Origin of the sequence: Pseudoalteromonas sp. 3D05 (assembly GCF_002723455.1) — a bacterium.
Classification (GTDB): Bacteria; Pseudomonadota; Gammaproteobacteria; order Enterobacterales; family Alteromonadaceae; genus Pseudoalteromonas.
The window spans coordinates 169,107-188,977 of record NZ_PDUS01000007.1 but is presented as its reverse complement, the minus strand read 5'-3'; the positions used below and the strand labels follow the sequence as shown (position 1 = coordinate 188,977).

General features: G+C 42.5%; 12 protein-coding genes and 1 tRNA gene. 1 reads left to right on the top strand and 12 read right to left on the bottom strand.

The window, feature by feature from the left end:
- Window positions 1-88: 88 nt before the first annotated feature.
- The 12 genes from fusA to CSC79_RS09750 all read right to left on the bottom strand — a co-directional run bounded on the left by fusA (window position 89) and on the right by CSC79_RS09750 (window position 15,686).
- Window positions 89-2,197 carry an elongation factor G gene (fusA, locus tag CSC79_RS09805; RefSeq protein WP_099295629.1) on the bottom strand — a complete coding sequence of 703 codons (2,109 nt, stop codon included), beginning with the start codon at window positions 2,195-2,197 and terminating at the stop codon, window positions 89-91.
- Between the two features lie 27 nt (window positions 2,198-2,224).
- Entirely contained in the window at window positions 2,225-2,695 is a 471-nt protein-coding gene (rpsG, locus tag CSC79_RS09800) for a 30S ribosomal protein S7 (RefSeq protein ID WP_004588211.1), read from the bottom strand.
- Window positions 2,696-2,792: 97 nt separating this feature from the next.
- Complete coding sequence (gene rpsL / locus CSC79_RS09795) at window positions 2,793-3,167, bottom strand: 30S ribosomal protein S12 (protein WP_002958885.1); 375 nt, start codon at window positions 3,165-3,167, stop codon at window positions 2,793-2,795.
- A gap of 192 nt (window positions 3,168-3,359) precedes the next feature.
- The gene (gene rpoC / locus CSC79_RS09790) at window positions 3,360-7,532 is read right to left on the bottom strand and encodes a DNA-directed RNA polymerase subunit beta' (protein WP_099295628.1); all 4,173 of its coding nucleotides are present in this window, start codon (window positions 7,530-7,532) and stop codon (window positions 3,360-3,362) included.
- Between the two features lie 101 nt (window positions 7,533-7,633).
- On the bottom strand, window positions 7,634-11,659 hold the full coding sequence (gene rpoB, locus CSC79_RS09785; protein ID WP_099295627.1) for a DNA-directed RNA polymerase subunit beta: 4,026 nt from the start codon (window positions 11,657-11,659) through the stop codon (window positions 7,634-7,636).
- 270 nt (window positions 11,660-11,929) lie between these two features.
- Window positions 11,930-12,292 carry a 50S ribosomal protein L7/L12 gene (gene rplL / locus CSC79_RS09780; RefSeq protein WP_099295626.1) on the bottom strand — a complete coding sequence of 121 codons (363 nt, stop codon included), beginning with the start codon at window positions 12,290-12,292 and terminating at the stop codon, window positions 11,930-11,932.
- Window positions 12,293-12,369: 77 nt separating this feature from the next.
- Window positions 12,370-12,864, bottom strand: a complete 495-nt coding sequence (rplJ, locus tag CSC79_RS09775; protein ID WP_099295625.1) for a 50S ribosomal protein L10 — start codon at window positions 12,862-12,864, stop codon at window positions 12,370-12,372.
- Between the two features lie 318 nt (window positions 12,865-13,182).
- A complete protein-coding gene (gene rplA, locus CSC79_RS09770) occupies window positions 13,183-13,887 on the bottom strand; it encodes a 50S ribosomal protein L1 (protein WP_099295624.1) in 705 nt (234 codons plus the stop codon).
- A gap of 4 nt (window positions 13,888-13,891) precedes the next feature.
- Window positions 13,892-14,320: a 50S ribosomal protein L11 gene (gene rplK, locus CSC79_RS09765; protein ID WP_058561347.1), complete on the bottom strand. Its 429-nt coding sequence runs from the start codon at window positions 14,318-14,320 to the stop codon at window positions 13,892-13,894.
- A 216-nt stretch (window positions 14,321-14,536) separates the two neighbouring features.
- A complete protein-coding gene (nusG, locus tag CSC79_RS09760) occupies window positions 14,537-15,094 on the bottom strand; it encodes a transcription termination/antitermination protein NusG (protein ID WP_087532504.1) in 558 nt (185 codons plus the stop codon).
- Between the two features lie 4 nt (window positions 15,095-15,098).
- Window positions 15,099-15,476, bottom strand: coding sequence for a preprotein translocase subunit SecE (gene secE / locus CSC79_RS09755; RefSeq protein WP_099295623.1), 378 nt, complete (start codon window positions 15,474-15,476; stop codon window positions 15,099-15,101).
- Between the two features lie 133 nt (window positions 15,477-15,609).
- Window positions 15,610-15,686 (bottom strand) — tRNA-Trp (locus CSC79_RS09750).
- Between the two features lie 164 nt (window positions 15,687-15,850).
- On the opposite strand from CSC79_RS09750, the gene CSC79_RS09745 reads away from it, so the two are divergent.
- Entirely contained in the window at window positions 15,851-19,846 is a 3,996-nt protein-coding gene (locus tag CSC79_RS09745) for a two-component regulator propeller domain-containing protein (protein WP_180270410.1), read from the top strand.
- Window positions 19,847-19,871: the final 25 nt, after the last annotated feature.

Genomic DNA, 19,871 nt, shown 5'->3' with positions numbered 1-19,871 from the left:
TCAAACTTTTCTTTTGCCATCTTAAAAAATTCCTATAAAGAAATTAAAGGTCGAGCTCGTTATTGAGCCAAACCAAGCTAAAAATTACTTAAGTGCGAGCTGCAATTATTTTATCTGCAACATTTTTAGCGGCTTCAGCGTACTTCAAAAACTCCATGGAGTATGAAGCACGGCCTTGTGTTGCAGATCGCAGATCAGTTGCATAACCAAACATTTCAGAGAGCGGAACTAAAGCGTTAACTTGTTTAAGTCCACCTAGCGCTTCTTCCATGCCTTCGATCATGCCTCGACGACGGTTTAAGTCGCCAACTACATCACCCATGTTTGCTTCAGGAGTGAGTACTTCAACCTTCATCATTGGCTCTAAAAGTACAGGGTTTGCATCAAGTGCACCCTGCTTCATTGCCAAAGAACCTGCTATTTTAAATGCCATTTCATTCGAATCTACATCATGGAATGAACCATCATATAAAGTCGCTTTCACGCCAAGTAACGGGTAGCCTGCCAGCACACCTTGAGCCATTTGCTCTTGGATGCCTTTATCTACCGCAGGGATGTATTCTTTTGGAACTGAGCCACCTACGGTTTCGTTAACAAACTCGTAAATTGGTGCTTCATCATCCGAAATATCCATCGGTTCAAGTTTAAGCCAGACGTGACCATATTGACCACGACCACCTGATTGACGTACGAACTTCCCTTCTACCTTAACGGTATCACGGATAGCTTCACGGTAAGAAACCTGCGGCTTACCAACGTTACATTCAACACTGAATTCACGTTTCATACGGTCGACAATGATATCGAGGTGAAGTTCACCCATGCCAGAAATTATAGTCTGACCTGACTCATCATCAGTTTGTACGCGGAAAGATGGATCTTCAGCCGCTAGTTTACCTAGTGCGATAGCCATCTTGTCCTGGTCAGCGATTGTGCGAGGCTCAACCGCAACAGAGATTACTGGTTCTGGGAATTCCATACGCTCAAGCGTAATTTTAGAATTCGGATCACACAGTGTTTCACCTGTTGTTACGTCTTTAAGACCAATAGCCGCCGCGATATCGCCTGCGTGGACTTCTTTGATCTCTTCACGTGAGTTTGAATGCATCTGAACGATACGACCAAGGCGCTCACGCTTACTTTTTACTGGGTTGTAAACCGCATCACCCTGTTTAACAGTACCAGAGTAAACACGGAAAAAGGTTAAAGTACCAACGAACGGGTCTGTTGCAATCTTAAAAGCAAGTGCAGCAAACGGTGCGTTGTCATCAGCAGGACGCTCTTCCTCAGTGCCATCTTCAAGAATACCTTGAATTTGTTTCACTTGTGTTGGTGCAGGCATATATTCAATAACGCCATCAAGCACAGCTTGAACGCCTTTATTTTTAAATGCGCTACCACACGTCATCGGGACGATTTCGTTAGCTAATGTACGCTGACGCAAAGCTGCTTTAATTTCAGCTTCGCTCAGGTCTTCACCTTCCAAATACTTATCCATTAGTTCTTCAGAAGCTTCTGCAGCACTTTCAACTAAGTGAGAGTGCCATTCTTCAGCGAGCTCTTGAAGTTCTGCCGGTATTGCCTCATAAGAGAAAGTCATGCCCTGGTCTTCAGAATTCCAGTTAATCACTTTCATTTTTATAAGGTCAATTACACCTTTAAAGTCGTCTTCAGCGCCAACTGGCAGCTGAATTGGAACAGGCGTTGCTCCAAGACGAGATTTCACCTGGCTAACAACCGTTAAGAAGTCAGCGCCCGTGCGATCCATTTTGTTTACGAAGATCATTCTCGGAACTTCGTATTTGTTCGCTTGACGCCAAACTGTCTCAGTTTGCGGCTGTACACCTGATGAAGCACAAAGAACAACTACCGCACCATCAAGTACACGTAAAGAACGTTCTACTTCGATAGTGAAATCTACGTGTCCTGGAGTATCAATAATATTGATACGATGGTCGTCAAATTGCGCGTCCATCCCTTTCCAGAAACACGTTGTTGCAGCAGAAGTGATTGTGATACCACGCTCTTGTTCCTGCTCCATCCAATCCATAGTTGCGGCGCCATCATGCACTTCACCGATCTTATGTGAAAGACCTGTGTAAAACAGAACACGTTCTGTTGTGGTGGTTTTGCCTGCATCTACGTGAGCAACAATACCGATATTGCGGTAGCGCTCAAGTGGAGTTGTACGTGCCATATGATCCTCTTAAAGGTTAAGGGCAGATTACCAACGGTAATGAGCGAATGCTTTATTCGCTTCAGCCATACGGTGAACGTCTTCACGTTTCTTAACCGCAGTGCCTTTATTATCAGCAGCGTCAACGATTTCTTGAGCTAAACGTAAGCCCATAGATTTTTCGCCACGCTTACGTGCAGCGTCTACTAACCAACGCATACCTAATGCGTTACGACGAACTGGACGTACTTCAACTGGTACTTGATAAGTTGAACCACCAACACGGCGAGATTTAACCTCTACCTGTGGACGGATGTTATCAAGTGCAGACTCAAAGATTTCAAGGTGCGATTTGCCTGATTTCTCAGCAGCCACATCTAGCGCACCGTAAACGATTTTTTCAGCAGTAGATTTCTTGCCGTCTAACATTACGATGTTAACGAATTTTGCAAGAAGTTCCGATCCGAACTTAGGATCTGGAAGAATTTTACGTTGACCTATTACGCGTCTTCTAGGCATTTTGTATCTCCGGTTTATTCAGGTTTGTCCTTTTGGAACAATAACCCAAAACAATAATTAATAATATTTAGTGCTTGGCCTTACTAACGGAATACAATTAGCCCTTAGGGCGTTTTGCACCGTATTTAGAACGAGCTTGACGACGGTCGCTTACGCCTGCACAGTCAAGTGCACCACGTACAGTGTGGAAACGCACACCTGGTAAATCTTTAACACGACCACCACGGATTAGGATTACACTGTGCTCTTGAAGGTTATGACCTTCACCACCGATGTATGAAGTTACTTCGAAACCGTTAGTTAAACGTACACGAGCTACTTTACGTAACGCCGAGTTTGGTTTCTTAGGTGTAGTTGTATATACGCGAGTACATACACCACGCTTTTGCGGACACGCTTTAAGCGCAGCTGAGTTACTTTTAGTAACCTTGCTACGACGTGGCTTACGCACTAGCTGGTTAATAGTTGCCATTTAAATAGCTCCTGAAATTAAAATTACTACTGAAAAAATAAAAAAATCCGCCCTTTTTACAAGCTCGTAACAAACGCGCAGGTAAATGGGTGGCGGAATTTTAATGAGCAAAGTTTAACCTGTCAACATAAACCGTTAGCAAGGCAGAAGATAACTGCCTTGCTAAAATCTAATCTATTGATTAGCTTAAGTTTATTGATTTCCAGATAAATCAGCGTTTAAAGCATCTGTTAGTGCTTGAGTCGCCTCTTCTGCACTTACTGTTTGCTCTTCAACAACTAAACTTTGCTTACGACGTGCCATACGATCTTGGTGATACGCAAAACCGGTACCGGCTGGGATCAAACGACCCACGATTACGTTTTCTTTCAGACCGCGAAGTTCATCGCTCTTACCATTTACAGCGGCTTCTGTTAGGACACGAGTTGTCTCCTGGAACGAGGCTGCTGAGATGAAAGATTCTGTGGCTAGTGACGCTTTAGTGATACCCATTAACTGGATTTCAAATTTAGCTGGTAACTTGCCTTGAGCTTCAAGGTCGCGGTTTGCGATATTAACGCGTGCCACTTCAATTTGCTCACCGGCTAAGAATTCACTATGACCGCCGTCAAGGATGGTACATTTACGTAGCATCTGACGAATAATTGTTTCAATGTGCTTATCATTGATCTTAACGCCTTGCAAACGGTAAACCTCTTGCACTTCGTTAACGATGTAGTTAGCAACATGAGTCACACCACGTAGGCGTAAGATGTCGTGTGGTGATTCAGGACCATCGGCGATAACTTCACCTTTAGACACTTGCTCACCTTCAAACACGTTAAGTTGACGCCACTTAGGGATCATTTCTTCGTAATGATCGCCTTCAGGTGGAGTGATAACTAAACGCTTCTTACCTTTAGTCTCTTTACCGAAGCTAATAGTACCTGTGATCTCAGCTAAGATAGCTGGCTCTTTTGGCTTACGCGCTTCAAATAAGTCGGCTACGCGTGGTAGACCACCCGTGATATCACGAGTTTTCGAACCTTCTTGCGGGATACGTGCTAACACGTCACCCGGGTTTGCAGTCGCACCATCTGTAACTTCAATCGTAGTGAATGAAGGAAGACGTGTTTCTTGCAAGCCGCGCTCTTCACTTTCAATGATAAGCTTAGGCTCTTTCGCATTCGCTTTAGCAAGATCTTTAACAACGATACGAGTTAAACCGGTTAATTCATCAGTTTGTGTCTCTGTATTCGAGTCATCGATATCGCTGAACGATACTTTTGATTTATGTTCAAGAACGATTGGGTGACTATGCGGGTCCCAAGTAGCAACAATGTCGTTACCTTGAACTTCTGCATTGTCTTGCACTGTTAATACCGCACCGTAAGGTACTTTATAACGCTCTTTTTCACGACCATAGCTATCAATGATAGTGATCTCAGTAGAACGTGAGGTAATAACAATCTTACCGTCTGTATTTAATACATATTTTGCGTTATGAAGCTTTAATGTACCGTTAGTTTTAACTTGTACATTATTTTCAGCAGACGCTCTTGATGCCGCACCACCGATGTGGAAAGTACGCATCGTAAGCTGTGTACCTGGCTCACCGATTGATTGAGCTGCGATAACACCCACTGATTCACCTGCGTTGATGATATGACCACGAGCAAGGTCACGACCATAACACTTAGCACATACACCAAAGTCGTTATCACACGTGATAACTGAGCGTACGCGAACTTCATCCACTGAGTGTTCTTCTAAAAGATCACACAGTTTTTCATCAAGCATGATGTTACGCTCAACCAGAACAGTATTAGTGCCTGGGATCACAACATCTTCAGCAACAACACGACCTAAAACACGTTCGCGAAGTGCTTCTACAACGTCACCACCTTCGATAAGCGGTTTCATTGTTAAGCCATCTTCTGTGCCACAATCGTCTTCGTTGATTACCAAATCTTGTGCAACGTCTACTAGACGACGCGTTAGGTAACCCGAGTTCGCTGTTTTCAGTGCTGTATCGGCAAGACCTTTACGCGCACCGTGCGTTGAGATGAAGTACTGAAGTACGTTTAGACCTTCACGGAAGTTAGCCGTGATTGGTGTCTCGATGATTGAACCATCTGGACGTGCCATTAGACCACGCATACCTGCTAGCTGACGGATCTGAGCGGCACTACCACGAGCACCTGAGTCGGCCATCATAAACACTGAGTTAAATGACGGTTGCTCTTCTTCTTCACCTTTAGCATTGATAACCGTGTCTTTTGACAAGTTGGCCATCATTTCACGTGATAAGTTTTCATTTACACGTGACCAGATATCGATAACTTTATTGTACTTTTCACCAGCCGTTACAAGACCTGATTGGAATTGTTGGTTGATTTCAGTCACTTCAGCTTCTGCTGCTTCAATGATTGATGCTTTAACTGGTGGGATAACTAAGTCATCGATACCAATTGAAACACCTGACTTCATTGCGTAGTGGAAACCGGTGTACATAACTTGGTCAGCAAACACAACCGTGTCTTTTAGACCTAAACGACGGTAACACTCGTTTAATAAGCTAGAAATCTGCTTTTTACCTAATGCTTGGTTGATTGACTCAAACGGCATACCTTTAGGTAAAATTAGAGACAAAATTGCACGACCAACAGTGGTATCGATGATAGTGATAGTATCTTCTACTACACCATTTTCGTTCTTCACTGATTGGCTAATACGAACTTTTACGCGAGCGTGAAGTTCAGCATTGCCACTGCGGTATGCTTTTTCTGCTTCTTTTGGATCTTTAAATACAGTGCCTTCGCCTTTCGCATTAATGCGATCACGCGTCATGTAGTAAAGACCTAATACAACGTCCTGTGAAGGAACGATGATTGGCTCACCGTTAGCAGGCGATAAGATGTTGTTTGTTGACATCATTAACGCACGTGCTTCAAGCTGTGCTTCAATCGTTAACGGTACGTGTACCGCCATTTGGTCACCATCGAAGTCGGCGTTGTATGCCGCACATACTAATGGATGCAAGTGGATTGCTTTACCTTCGATAAGCACAGGCTCAAACGCTTGGATACCCAAACGGTGAAGTGTTGGTGCACGGTTAAGTAATACTGGATGTTCACGAATTACTTCGTCTAAAACATCCCATACTTCCGGAACTTCACGCTCTACCATTTTCTTAGCAGCTTTAATTGTCGTAGCCATGCCGCGACGCTCTAATTTGCCATAGATGAATGGTTTGAATAGCTCAAGTGCCATCTTCTTAGGAAGACCACATTGGTGAAGCTTAAGCGTAGGACCAACCGTGATTACAGAACGGCCAGAGTAATCTACACGCTTACCAAGTAAGTTCTGACGGAAACGACCTTGCTTACCCTTGATCATATCAGCAAGAGATTTAAGCGGACGCTTGTTAGAACCTGTAATTGCACGACCACGACGACCGTTATCAAGTAGCGCATCTACCGCTTCTTGTAACATACGTTTTTCGTTGCGTACGATAATGTCTGGTGCTGCTAAATCTAGTAGACGCTTAAGACGGTTATTACGGTTAATAACACGACGGTAAAGGTCATTTAGATCTGAAGTCGCAAAACGGCCACCATCTAGTGGTACTAATGGACGTAAGTCAGGTGGCAATACTGGAAGTACTGTCATGATCATCCACTCAGGGTTATTACCTGATTGGTGGAACGATTCCATTAATTTAAGACGTTTAGTGATCTTCTTACGCTTAGTTTCAGAGTTAATTGTTGGTAACTCTTCACGCATTTCAGCAATTAATTGGCCAAGATCAAGTTCACGAAGCAAGTCTAATACTGCTTCAGCACCCATCTTCGCTTCAAATTCGTCACCGTGCTCTTCAAGTGCATCTAAGTATTCTTCTTCACCTAGTAACTGACTACGCTCAAGCGTTGTCATACCTGGTTCAGTTACAACGAATGACTCGAAGTAAAGAACACGTTCAATATCACGAAGTGTCATATCAAGCATTAAACCGATACGTGACGGTAATGATTTTAAGAACCAAATATGCGCAACTGGGCTTGCCAAGTCGATGTGACCCATTCTGTCACGACGCACTTTAGTTAGTGTTACTTCAACGCCACACTTTTCACAGATCACACCACGGTGTTTAAGGCGTTTATATTTACCACATAAACACTCATAATCTTTCACTGGACCGAAAATACGGGCACAGAATAAGCCATCGCGCTCAGGCTTGAAAGTACGGTAGTTAATAGTCTCAGGTTTCTTTACTTCACCGTATGACCATGAACGAACCATGTCTGGTGAAGCAAGACCAATGCGAATTGCATCGAATTCTTCGGTCTTATTTTGTTGCTTCAGAAACTTAAGTAAGTCTTTCACCTTAGCTCTCCTGTCGGAGTTAATCTTGAGGGCGGATAATCTCGCCCCTACATTCTATTCGGCCGTAACAGGTGCTGTAGCTAGCTACAGCACCTAATTGGCTAATTTTCTTCCAACTCGATGTTGATACCCAGTGAGCGGATTTCTTTCAACAATACGTTGAACGATTCTGGCATACCTGGTTCCATCTTATGGTTACCATCAACGATGTTTTTATACATCTTAGTACGACCGTTCACGTCATCCGATTTCACTGTTAGCATTTCTTGTAGAGTGTAAGCGGCACCGTATGCTTCAAGTGCCCATACTTCCATCTCACCGAAACGCTGGCCACCGAACTGTGCTTTACCACCCAGCGGTTGCTGAGTAACAAGGCTGTAAGAACCCGTTGAACGCGCATGCATCTTATCATCAACTAAGTGATTCAGTTTCAGCATATACATGTAACCTACAGTTACTTGACGTTCAAACTCGTCACCAGTACGGCCATCATAAAGTGTAACCTGACCACTTCTTGGGTAGCCACCTAACTCAAGCATGTCTTTGATTTCGTCTTCTTTAGCGCCATCAAATGCAGGAGTAGCGATTGGTAAACCACCTTTTAAGTTTACAGCTAAGCGACGAACTTCATCATCAGAGAAGCTAGCAATGTCTACTTTTTGACGGCAATCACCGATCTCGTAGGCTTGCTTGATGAATTCACGTAACTCATGCAGCTCACGTTGTTCTTTCATCATTTCTTCTAGACGTTCACCGATACCACGTGCAGCTAGACCCATATGTGTTTCAAGGATCTGACCGATGTTCATACGTGATGGTACACCTAGTGGATTCAATACGATGTCTACCGTACGACCTTTTTCATCGTATGGCATATCTTCTACTGGTACGATAGTCGAGATAACACCTTTGTTACCGTGACGACCCGCCATTTTATCACCCGGTTGGATGCGACGTTTAACAGCAAGGTATACTTTAACAATCTTAAGTACGCCTGGTGCTAAATCATCACCTTGAGTGATCTTACGACGTTTGTTTTCAAACTTCTTATCGTATTCAGCTTTAAGCTCATCGTACTGTGCAGCTAGTTGCTCAAGCTCAGCTTGCTTATCTTCTTCAGCAAGGCTTTGAGTGAGTAGCTTCTCAGCATTCAGTGTCGCTAATTGTTCTTCGTTTTGACCAGCAGCCACAAGTAACTTGCGAGCACGGTCTAACACGCCTGCTTCAAGAATACGGAATTCTTCGTTAAAGTCTTTTTTCGCATCACGAAGTTGCATTTCTTCAACTTCTAGCGCGCGCTTGTCTTTTTCAACACCATCACGGGTGAAGACTTGCACGTCTATTACAGTACCAGTTACAGAGTTTGGTACACGTAATGAGCTGTCTTTAACGTCAGACGCTTTCTCACCGAAGATAGCACGCAGTAGCTTCTCTTCAGGTGTTAATTGCGTTTCGCCTTTCGGAGTCACTTTACCTACTAGGATATCGCCGCCTTTCACTTCAGCACCGATATAAACAACGCCTGATTCATCAAGCTTGCCTAGTGCAGACTCACCCACATTCGGGATATCTGCTGTGATCTCTTCAGGACCTAACTTAGTATCACGGGCAATACACTGTAGTTCTTGAATGTGGATAGTCGTTAGACGATCTTCTTCAACTACGCGCTCTGATAGTAGGATTGAATCCTCGAAGTTATAACCGTTCCATGGCATGAATGCCACGCGAAGGTTTTGACCAAGGGCTAAGTCACCTAAGTCAGTCGAAGGACCATCTGCTAACACATCGCCACGAGTAACCGGTTCACCAACCATGCAAGTTGGTTTTTGGTTAATACATGTATTTTGGTTAGAACGTGTGTACTTGGTCAAGTTGTAGATGTCGATACCCGCTTCACCAGGGATGCGTTCTTCTTCATGTACATTAACAACGATGCGACTTGCGTCAGCATACATTACTTCACCGCCACGTTTTGCAACAATTGTTACACCAGAGTCTTTCGCTAGTGTTAACTCAATACCGGTACCTACTAACGGCTTATCCGCTTTCAATGTTGGTACTGCTTGACGTTGCATGTTTGAACCCATCAATGCGCGGTTAGCATCATCGTGTTCTAGGAACGGGATAAGTGCGGCCGCTACAGAGATCACCTGTTGTGGTGATACATCCATATATTGTTGGTCCATGCGACCCATAAAGGTTGATTCACCTTTGTGACGACATGGAATAAGTTCATCTACAAACTCATTGGTTTCAGTTAAGTTTGAGTTCGCCTGTGCGATAACAAACTGACCTTCTTCAATGGCTGATAGGTAATCTACTTCATCAGTTACAACACCATCTACCACTTTGCGGTAAGGTGTTTCTAAGAAACCATAGTCATTTGTACGTGCGTACGTAGACAATGAGTTAATTAGACCGATGTTTGGACCCTCAGGAGTCTCGATTGGACATACGCGACCATAGTGAGTTACGTGAACGTCACGTACTTCAAAGCCAGCGCGTTCACGTGTAAGACCGCCCGGGCCTAATGCAGAAATACGACGCTTGTGCGTTACTTCTGATAGCGGGTTATTTTGGTCCATGAACTGTGATAACTGAGACGAGCCGAAGAACTCTTTAACCGCTGCCGAAATAGGCTTAGCGTTAATAAGATCTTGTGGCATGATCGCATCTAGGTCACCTAAGCTTAAGCGCTCACGTACAGCACGTTCTACACGTACTAAACCTACACGGAATTGGTTCTCAGCCATTTCGCCAACACTACGAATACGACGGTTGCCTAAGTGGTCGATATCATCAACATCGCCTTGACCGTTACGAATAGCAATTAATACTTTCATAACAGACACGATGTCTTCTTTGCTTAATGTGCCAGGGCCTGTGTCAGTGTCATAACCAACACGGCTATTGAACTTCATACGACCTACAGTTGATAAGTCATAGCGTTCTTCTGAGAAGAATAAGTTCTCAAATAAGGCTTCAGCCGCGTCTTTCGTCGGTGGCTCGCCTGGGCGCATCATGCGATAAATTTCTACAAGTGCTTCTAAACGGTTAGTGCTTGAATCGATACGTAAGGTATCTGAAATGTATGCACCGCTGTCAACTTCGTTGATATATAAAGTATCAATCTTAGTGTGACCCGCTTTTACAAGCTCAGCCATTACTTCAAGTGTTAGTTCGTCATTAGCGGTTGCAATGATTTCACCCGTTGACTCGTCAACGTAGTTCTTTGCAATAACACGGCCAATGATGTACTCATGTGGTACTTCTAACTGAGTAATGCCTTTTTTCTCAATGCTCTTGATATGACGCGCAGTAATACGACGGCCACTTTCAACCAGCACATCACCGTCTTCACCTTTAATATCAAAGGCAGCGGTTTCACCACGTAAACGTGAAGGCACAAGTTCCATAAGAACTTTACCGTCAGTTACTTCAAATGCAGTGGTTTCGAAGAACATCTCTAGGATTTCTTCAGTCGTGTACTCAAGTGCACGTAAAATGATAGACGCCGGTAATTTACGACGACGGTCAATACGTACATATAAGTTATCTTTTGCATCAAACTCAAAGTCTAACCACGAACCACGGTAAGGAATTACACGTGCGTTATATAGTACTTTACCCGATGAGTGAGTTTTACCGCGGTCGTTATCAAAGAATACACCAGGGCTACGGTGTAGCTGAGAAACGATAACACGCTCTGTACCATTGATTACAAAGGTACCGGTATCGGTCATGAGCGGAATTTCGCCCATGTAAACTTCTTGCTCTTTAATGTCTTTAACTGTGCCTGGAGCTTCTTTGTCCATTACTACAAGACGCAATTTTACGCGAAGTGGAGCAGAAAAAGTCACACCGCGAATTTGACATTCTTTTACATCGAATACTGGCTCACCAATACGATAACTTACGTATTGAAGCTCAGAATTTCCCGAGTAGCTTTTGATTGGAAACACTGATTGGAAGGCTGCTTCCAAACCGTGATCGCCATCAGCGTCCGGGACTAAGAATTTTTTAAACGATTCTAACTGCGTCGACAGTAAGAAAGGTATATCCAATACTTGTGGACGTTTACCAAAATCCTTACGGATACGTTTCTTTTCAGAATAAGAGTAAGCCATGGGGTTCCTCAGCTTGCTGATCTTTGACCCGACCTGTTCTTGTAAGAACAGACTTAACTGGCATCTATGCCAAGATGTACAACATTTAATTGTTGTTCCGAAAGACTCCCACTTCAACACTAGCAAACTATAAAGCGTTGAAATTAAAGAGAAATCCAGATTTTATTTGAGCTATAGGAATACATAACTCTATAGCGCAAAAAGGCCGGTGATTAAATAATCACCAGCCCTTGCCTGATTTCTCAGGCAGCGAACCTAGCGTGAGCTAGATTACTTAACCTCAACTTCAGCACCAGCTTCAGTAAGGTCTTTAGCAAGCGCTTCAGCTTCTTCTTTAGAGATACCTTCTTTAACTGGAGTTGGAGCAGCTTCAACAAGCGCTTTCGCTTCTTTAAGGCCTAGGCCAGTTGCGCTACGTACAGCTTTGATTGCCGCAACCTTGTTAGCGCCAGCGCCAGTAAGGATTACGTCAAATTCAGTTTTCTCTTCAGCAGCTTCAGCAGCAGGACCTGCTACCATAGCAGCTGCAGCAGTTACGCCGAATTTTTCTTCCATTGCTTCAACAAGAGCAACAACGTCCATTACTGACATTTCAGCAATTGCGTCAAGGATTTGGTCTTTAGTTACAGACATTACAAATTTCCTAATAATTAACGGACTCAAAGGTCCAAAAAAATTTTACACCGAAAGTAAGTTTAAACAGCTTAAAATTAAGCAGCTTGCTCTTCTTTCTGTACACGTACTGCTTCAATTGTTTTACACAATTTGCCAGCAGACGCTTCTTTCATAGCGCTCATTAAGCGTGCAACAGCTTCGTCATATGTAGGTAGAGTTGCAAGCATGCCTGCATCTACTACATTGCCTTCAAAAGCGGCCGTTTTAAGCTCAAATTTCTCATTCTTTTTCGCGAAATCTGAAAAGATACGCGCAGCAGCACCAGGGTGCTCTGATGAGAAAGCGATTAAGCTTGGACCAACGAATGAATCAGAAAGGCACTCAAAATCTGTTCCTTCAAGAGCACGTTTTGCTAAAGTGTTACGGACAACTTTCATCCAAACACCCGCTTCGCGAGCTTCTTTACGAAGGGCAGTAATTGCACCAACTGTTACACCACGAGAATCTGCAACAACTGCAGATAGAGCACCAGTGGCTGCTTCGTTGACTTCAGCAACAATTGCTTTTTTGCCTTGAAGATTTAAAGCCATGGGTGTTACTCCTGGTTTAATGGGTTACCGTTTATCGGCTTCCCTGTTTTACTCTTCCCCATCAATAAAGATGGAGATGCTTTTTACGGCGAGAGCCAGAAGGATTAGGAAAAATCTATCTGGGGATTCACACCGTCTACGTAGGATATTAAGGCCTAAGCCCCCTACGGTCTTGGACGGAAGCCCAATTTATCGCTTTGCCAAAGGCGCACCGAAATTATGGACTTCAACCCGAATTCTTTACATTGTTGAACAATCAAATTATTCAACAAAATGGCGCGAAATTATAGTACAAATTTCACGCCATGTAAACACTTATTAAGCTACAGTTGTGCTTAATGTGTTTTGGTCAACAGCAACACCTGCGCCCATTGTTGTAGAGATGGTTACTTTCTTAACGTAAACACCTTTAGCTTGTGAAGGTTTAGCCTTCTTAAGCGCAACAATTAGAGCTTCAAGGTTTTGTTGAAGTTGCTCAGCTGTGAAATCAACCTTACCAATAGTAGTGTGGATGATACCATTTTTGTCATTGCGGTAACGCACTTGACCAGCTTTAGCATTTTTAACTGCTTCTGCAACGTTAGGTGTTACAGTACCAGTTTTAGGGTTTGGCATTAGACCACGTGGGCCTAAGATTTGACCTAGTTGACCAACAACACGCATAGCGTCTGGTGATGCAACAACAACGTCAAAGTTCATCTCGCCTTTCTTAACTTGATCAGCAAGATCTTCCATACCTACAAGTTCAGCACCGGCTTCTTTCGCAGCTTCTGCGTTAGCGCCTTGTGTGAATACTGCAACGCGAACGTCACGACCAGTACCATTAGGTAGTACAGTTGCACCACGAACGTTTTGGTCAGATTTACGAGCATCGATACCAAGGTTAACGGCAACGTCAACACTTTCTACGAATTTAGCTGTCGCTAACTCTTTTAAAAGAGCAACTGCTTCGTTGATTTCGTAATCTTTAGTTACTTCCACTTTCTCGCGGATAGTACGCATACGTTTAGTTAATTTAGCCATTATCTTAGTCCTCTACGTTCAAGCCCATCGCACGCGCAGAACCTGCGATAGTGCGAACCGCAGCGTCCATATCAGCCGCTGTAAGATCAGGTCGTTTAGTCTCAACGATTTCTTCAAGTTGAGCACGAGTTACTGTGCCTACTTTTTCAGTGTTAGGACGGCCTGAGCCTGATTTGATGCCTGCAGCTTTCTTAAGTAAGTAAGCAGCCGGTGGCGTTTTCATGTCGAACGTAAATGAACGGTCGCCGTAAACAGAGATCACTACAGGAACTGGAGCGCCTTTTTCGATAGACTCTGTACGTGCGTTGAACGCTTTACAGAATTCCATGATGTTTACACCGTGTTGACCTAGTGCTGGACCTACTGGAGGACTAGGATTAGCCATACCAGCAGCAACTTGTAGCTTGATTAGAGCTTCAACTTTCTTAGCCATTATAAATACCTCATTAGGTGGGTCTTAGCCTTGTGCGCGCGAGGACGCGTACTCTAGCGGCTTCCCAGTTTAAAAATTGGTTTCGTACTTTTTGTAATCAATTCAAGAAACTCTATCCCTGAATACAAAAAGGCCGCTGATTATAAGTTAATCAGCGGCCTTTTTCAAGTACTATGCAAAGTAATAAATCACTTCGCATAAACTATCTAATTTTTGTTACTTATCTTGTTCAACTTGACCGAATTCAAGATCAACTGGCGTAGAACGACCAAAGATAAGTACAGATACTTTTACGCGACTCTTTTCGTAGTCAACGGCTTCAACCACACCACTAAAGTCAGCGAATGGACCATCAACAACACGAACCACTTCACCTGGTTCAAACAATGTAGCAGGTTTAGGTGCTTCAGCGTTCTCTTGTAAGCGATTAAGAATACGATCAGCTTCTTTAGAGCTGATTGGCGCTGGGCGGTCAGATGTGCCACCGATAAAGCCCATCACACGTGCTGTGCTGTTCACTAAGTGCCAGCTTGCATCGTTCATATCCATTTGTACTAGTACATAACCTGGAAAGAATTTACGCTCAGATTTACGCTTTTGACCAGCGCGCATCTCAACAACTTCTTCTGTAGGTACTAATATTTCACCAAAACTGTCTTCTAAACCTTCAATCTTGATATGCTCAAGAAGAGTTTGTGCAACACGCTTCTCATAACCTGAGAAAGCCTGTACTACGTACCAACGTAGTTTCTTTTCGTTGTTCTCATCCGACATGGGATCAGATCTCCAATCCAGTTAAAAAGCCTACTGCGCGGAATAAAATGCCATCTAATCCCCAAAGGATAAGTGCCATAATCACAGTTGCTACCATTACAATAAATGTCGTATGGGTAGTTTCTTGGCGCGTAGGCCACACTACTTTACGTACTTCAATACGCGCTTCTTTTGCAAAAGCAAGGAAGGTACGTCCTTTTTCTGTTACTGCTGCAATGCCTAAACCAGCAGCAACTGCAATAACAACACCAATAGCACGTAATAACACAGACTGATCTGCGTACATATAATTACCAACTACTGCGCCTGCAAGTAGCGCAATTGCCACAAGCCACTTTACTGAGTCCATCCCACTTGATGGCGTTTCTACATTCGTGCTCATAATATTATTACCTTAACTACAGACACAACAACCCTACACTACGGCAGGGTTAATCCATTAAAATCTAAACTTAAAAACAGACTTATTTAAACCGATTTTTAACCTAAGACTTTACCCACTCACAAGAAAAAATTGGCAGGGGCGGAGAGATTCGAACTCCCAACCGTCGGTTTTGGAGACCGCTGTTCTACCAATTGGAACTACGCCCCTGCAAAGTGGATGCCTATTATACTTACGCAATTCATTAACACAAGAGTAAAAGATACCCATTAACTAAAATCTCACCTCATATTAAGTAAAACAATCTTAACTTTAATTAAAAATCAGTTTATGCTTGTTTCAATTAAGGGAATAATGAAAGCGTAAGGGAATCTGTGTTGATAGGTAAAATCATCATTTATACTGTGGTTATAAGCTTTAATATTTTATTTTCAGCCCTATCTAATGCTCGGTCTCTTCATTTAGACACTTACTCTACCGAGCAAGGTTTAACACAAAACTCAATCACCTGCGCTATCAACGACAAACGTGGATTTCATTGGTTTTCTACTCAAGGAGGCCTTAACCGTTTTGACGGCTATAACATAAAGCGCTTTAAATCCTATCCGATGGACCCGTTAAGCCTTTCTGGGAATTGGATCACGGCATGTGGGCATACTGAAAATGGCACCCTGTGGATTACAACAGCGACAAAGGGGCTGAACCTTTTAGACACAGAAACTGGGCAGTTTAGCCATATTAATCAAACCACTGAGCTCGCAATTAAAGATGACCGCATTTGGTCAGCAACCATGGATAGTAAAAACACTCTGTGGATGGGTCATGAGGATGGCAATTTAACGCAACTTAATATTAAACATAAAACTGCCAATTTTTTTAGCTATACCCATCCCGATGCAAGCAACGTTATTTTTCGAGATGTAATCACTGATAATAATAATAATATTTGGATTGCGAGTAATGTTGGCTTAATCAAATTTGATAAACAAACAACACAGTTTGTCTATTACCCTAAGAGCATGCAATCCCTATGGCGCTTAAAAACCATGCCCAACGGAGCGCTATTAATTGCCAGTAAAAATGGCTTAAGCACATTTAATCCAAAGACTGAAGTGTTTAAAGACCTAGCACAACTCAAGGGTATCTGGATAACTGACATCATGTTTGATAATGAGCAAAACCTATGGCTCTCAAGCTATGGAAAAGGACTTTTTTATCAACCTTATTCAAATAATGTGGGCAATCACTTTGAGCAATATAGGCATACCGCAAAACAACAAAATGGCTTAGCGAGTGATTATCTACTTACCTTATACCAAGACCCACAAAATATTATTTGGATCGGCACGGATGGTTACGGCATTCAACGCTACGATGCATCTCAAAAACAGTTTAATCACCAACAACACCAAGAATCTGTAAACTCATCTATAAGTCATAACTTTGTGCGTGCTTTATTAAAGGATTCACAAGGTCGTCTATGGGTTGGTACTCGCTCTGGCCTTAATAAGCAAACAAAGCGCGGGTTTATACGCTATACAAAAGATGACAACGAACCTACTAGCTTAACCAACAATAATATTTTTAGTCTTTTTGAGGATGCTAATCAACGCGTGTGGATTGGCACTTATGGCGGTGGATTACTGCGATATGACCCACAAACTGACTCTTTTGTAGCATTTACCAAACAAAGCCATCAATTAAGTAGCAATAACATTTACGCTATTACGGGTGATGCTGAGGGTAATTTGTGGCTAGGTGGCAACCAAGGGCTTACCCGCTTTAACCCAGATACCCTAGCCGTTAAACATTTTCAGCATGACAAATCGGCCAATAGCTTATCCAACAATACGATTTTTACCCTGCTGTATGACAAGTATGCCAACGCAATATGGGCAGGCACCCGCGTTGGCTTAAATAAATTGCAATTAACAAATGAGCAATTTACTCATTATAAAGCCAATAGTAATAATGCTACTAGCCTGAGTCATAACATGGTCACGTCTATGCACCTTGAGAATGAACAAACACTTTGGGTAGGCACCATGGGAGGGATAAACCGCCTTAATAAGAAGACGGGCGTGTCAAGCAGCATCTCAGAGCAAAATGGCTTGCTAAACGATAATATTTTCGCTGTTAAACAGGACAAGCAAGGACGCCTGTGGTTATCAAGTAATCAAGGATTAACGCGATACGACCCTAAAACAGAACAAATGCAACACTATTTACCAAGAGACGGTATTCAGCATAACTCTTTTATTCTTGGTGCTGCATTCCAAGGCGATGATGGCGAACTACTCTTTGGCGGTATTAACGGCTTTAATCAATTTTATCCTCACGAGTTAGCACACACTAAAGCAACGCCTGAGCCAGTCCTGACAGAGCTACTCATTAATAACCAAGCCTCACACATAAAAAGCTATGCTAGCGAAGATAAAACTAAACTAATTAGCTATGCCACCAACCTTACTTTTGATAAGGCTGTTGGTGTAATAGGCTTCACATTTTCCGCGCTAAACAGTAATTCCTCCCCCGATCTTTATCAATACGCTTACAAACTTGTGGGATTGGACAAACAGTTTTTATTTACCGACGCAAAGCAGCGATACATCAACTATTCCCAACTCCCTGCTGGCAGTTACCAGTTGCAATTAAAAGTAAAAGACCAGCATGGAAAATGGAGTAAACCAAGCGAGTTAATCAACCTCACTATTGTGCCTCCATGGTGGCAAACAACATTTGCTTATATTATTTATATAAGCTTGAGCATTTTAATTATCTGGTTAATCACTTACTCAATGTATCGGGCTAAAATTGCTGAACAAAAAAACAAGCAGGCACAAGAGCTAAATAAATTAAAAAGTGAATTTTTAGACAACATAAGCCACGAATTAAAAACTCCGTTGAGTTTAATTATTGCCCCGTTAGAGTATTTGCAAGCACATTTTAAAGAAGCTGCCGCCCAAGTTCATTTATCGACTATTAAACGCAATAGCCAGTACTTACTTACGTTAATAAATCAATTATTGCAGCTTAGTCAGCGTCCAAGTGCAGCGTTAAACACAGTTTCACCCTACTCAATCTCAACAATCTTTGAGCAGCTGGTTGAAGACTTCAACATGCTCTTTGTTAAAAAGCAGATTACCTTTTCTATAAAAAAACAAACACCTAATGATTTATACATTAATGTAGAACCACAGCATACCTTATCTATTATTAGCAATTTACTTAGTAACGCACTCAAGTACACACCTTCTCACGGTAGCGTGACGATTACGTTGTCTGAAAATAATAAAATGGCACAAATTAGCGTACAAGACACAGGTATAGGTATTGAAAAACATCAACAAGAAGCAATTTTTGAACGCTTTAACCGCGTTAATTCAGATAATAATGGTTGTGGTATTGGCTTAGCGCTCGTTAAACAACTCACCCAGCAATACAATGGTTCTATATCGCTAGAGAGCGAAAAAGGAAAAGGAAGTTGCTTTAAGGTGTGTTTACCATTGGTACAAGCCATGTCACCCATTTCACTGCCTACGGAAGAACAAGCAAGTGTTAATAACTCATCACAACATAAAAAGATCCTCATCGTTGAAGATAATGAAGATATGCAGCAACTACTGGTGTCACTGTTTTCACCCAATTACATCTGTATAAGCGCACAAAACGGTGAGCAAGGTGTACTGATGTGTAAAAGCGAGATGCCCGATTTAGTCATTAGCGATGTGATGATGCCTATTATGGATGGCTATGAATTGCTCAATACGCTTAGAACCAATATAGCAACAAGCCATATACCTGTATTGTTGCTTTCAGCCAAAGCAGACACTCAAAGCCGATTAAAGGGCCTTGATTTACTCGCGGATGATTTTCTCAGTAAACCCTTTGAACCAAAACTACTCCTGGGTAGAGTACAAGGGTTATTAAATATTAGAGAAGTGCTAAATCGTCATTTGTCGTTACAACTGTCGAGCCATGAAGTCGCTGGAACGAGTGATTCATCGTTTATACAAAACAAAGACTATTCGTTTACTGAACGATTAAAAAACATTGTTCATAAACATTACCAGCAAGAAAGTTTTACGGTTGAACAGCTGGCTGAACATATGCACATTAGCCCGCGTGCTTTACAGTTAAAGATGAAAGCTATTTTTAATTTAACCCCCACAGATTACATCCGCAATATTCGTTTGGTTCAGGCTGAAAAACTGCTTTTAGAAACAGATCTTGCCGTTGGATTAATCGCAGATAAAGTCGGTTTTAGTTCGCAAAGCTATTTCGCACGATGCTTTAAAACTAAACACCAGCTAACACCAAAGCAGTTTCGCGATAACAATAAAAAATTAGCAAAAATTTCGCCTATGTGATTAAACCGTTCGCTTATGTACTATT